At 31.9% G+C, this 2,699-nt stretch carries 1 protein-coding gene; it reads left to right on the top strand.

Features of this window, described 5'->3' with window-relative positions; translation table 11 throughout:
- Nucleotides 1-2,699, top strand: a 2,699-nt coding sequence (locus U9R42_01245) for a hypothetical protein (GenBank protein ID MEA3494639.1), incomplete at both ends; no start/stop codon positions are given.

Raw genomic sequence — 2,699 nt, 5'->3', positions numbered from 1 at the left:
TGGTACAGTAAGCTTAACGATTGGCAATGTTTATTATATTTCGGTAGATGCTTATTCTGGAAATCAAGGTACATTTACTTTGTGCATTGACGATGAAGTTGATTATGATTTTTACGAAGGAGCGATAACGCTAACAACTTTAACTAATTGGAGTTCCTCCGATGCAGAATATACAACAATAGGAGGTTCACCTGATAAAAATAAAGGTTCAAATTGGAATACAGGGACAAATGGCAATTATAACCGATGGTTTAAATTTACAGCAACAACAACAACTTTAAATATAACCGTTGACATAGGAGGCACAAAAGGTACACAGCTAAGAAGTCAGATTGCAATTTGGGAATCAAACGGAACAACAGAAGTAACAAGTAAAAGATATGTAAATACAAATGATGACCTCGTGATTGGTACAGTAAGCTTAACGATTGGCAATGTTTATTATATTTCGGTAGATGCTTATTCTGGAAATCAAGGTACATTTACTTTGTGCATTGACGATGAAGTTGATTATGATTTTTACGAAGGAGCGATAGAGCTTACTGATTTGATTGTCTGGAGTTCACCTGATGCAGAATATACAACAATAGGAGGTTCACCTGATAAAAACAAAGGTTCAAATTGGAATACAGGAACAAATGGGAATTATAACAGATGGTTTAAATTTCAAGCTATTTTTGATACCGTAACAATTAGTGTTGATATTGGTGGTACTAAAGGTACACAACGAAGAAGTCAATTAGCTTTATGGAGTTTTAATGGAACTTCTGAACTGTCAAGTGTTAGATATGCAAGTACAAATGATGATATTTCGTTAACTTATGGTAGTTTAACGGTTGGGGATTGGTACTATATATCAGTAGATGCTTATTCGGGAAATCAAGGAACTTTTACTTTGGATATAACTAATGTAAGCTCTACGAGTTATTATACTATAGCAAATGGTAATTGGACATCAAGCAGTACATGGAAAAATGCTAATATTCCAGGTAATACAGTTGCAACAGGTAAAACTGTTTACGTAAATCATAGTGTTACTTTAGATCACAATATTAATCATTTATATGGGATATTAAAAATTGAATCAGGTGGTTCACTTTCTGGTGCTAAAGATATAAAAATAGAAACAAGTGGTAGAATGTATATTGATGATGATATAAGCATAAAAAAAATTGAAGTAAAAAATAATGCAAGGATAATAAGTACTGCAGATATTACTTTAAGTGATAAATTAAAATTAGACGGTACAGTAAGATGTGATGCATCATTAGCTGTATATATAAATAAGTTTGAGGTAATAAATGATGCTATTGCTGTATTTTCTGATACCGTTTCAGTGAGTAGTGATTTTAAAATTGATGGTATCGTAACTTTTTCAGGGGGATTAAATGTAGGTTGTATAATTGAAAATAATGATGTTGTAACAAGTACATTATCTTTTGGTGGAAATGTTCGTTTTGCAGACAAAACAGAAATAAAATCATCAACAGTAACAAATTCAGGGACAATAAATGCTATTGGGGAATTGAAATTTATAGAATCTACTTCTGATTTTACCAATGATGGTACTATCAATGCCGATAAATTTGGAATTGAAGGAGGAGTTGCTGATAACAATGGCACAATAAACGTTACAGGGGATGAATTTATAGTAAATGATGCTTCTTTCACTAATGACGGATTGATTGATATTACTAAGAAGTTTAAAAATGATAAAACAGGAACATTTACAAATAATGGAACAGTTACTATTCATGGTGAAGGTAATACAAGTGAAAATAAAGGAACGTTAACAAATGAAACAAATGGAATTATTACTGTAAATGGTGAGTTTACAAATGAAGTTGACCATGGTTCTCCCGGTTTGATTACAAATAACGGTACTTTTAAATTTGTTTCAGATGCAAGTGGATATACAACTTTTCTTGATGAAGGAACACTTAACGGTACAAGCAATTTTTCATTTACTTTATTGCTTTCAGGAGGAGATTGGCATTATATTTCACCACCTGTTTCCAATGACTCAACAAATTCATTGTGGGGTGCTGCTGTTTATTCTTATAATGAAACAACAGATTCATGGCAATCACATGCTGCAAATGAACCGATTCAATCACAGAAAGGTTATGATGTTTATTATTCCGGCAACAAAACAGTAACTTTTAAAGGTACTTTTAATAGTGGTAGTTATAGCAATTCTTTTTTGACATACAATATTAATGGGTATAACTTTGTTGGCAATCCATATCCATCAACAATTGATTGGAATGCAACATCAGGTTGGACAAAAACAGATCTTGATAATGCTATTTATATTTGGGATCCTGTTTCGCAAAATATTACTTCTTATGTTGATGGAATAGGTACAAATGGAGGAAGCCGATATATACCTCCTATGCAGGGCTTTTTTGTGAAATGTAGCACACCAAGTACATTAGGAACACTTGGTATGACAGATGCTATTAGATTACACAATAGTTCGATTTCTTTCAGGAATGAAAATTCAAAAAATATTATCAAATTAAAAATAGAATCATCACAAGGATTATGTGATGAAACAGTGGTTCGTTTCGATAATAATTCAACAAAATATTTTGATGGAGATTTTGATGCATTTAAAATGCGTAGTTATAATTTTGCTGTTCCTCAGATATATACAAAATCAGAAGATGCAGAGGAACTATCAATCAATACACTTC

The sequence above is a fragment of the Bacteroidota bacterium genome, assembly GCA_034723125.1.
GTDB lineage: Bacteria > Bacteroidota > Bacteroidia > CAILMK01 > JAAYUY01 > JAYEOP01.
Note: the sequence above shows the minus strand (reverse complement) of the source record. Positions and strands in the feature narration are given on the sequence as shown.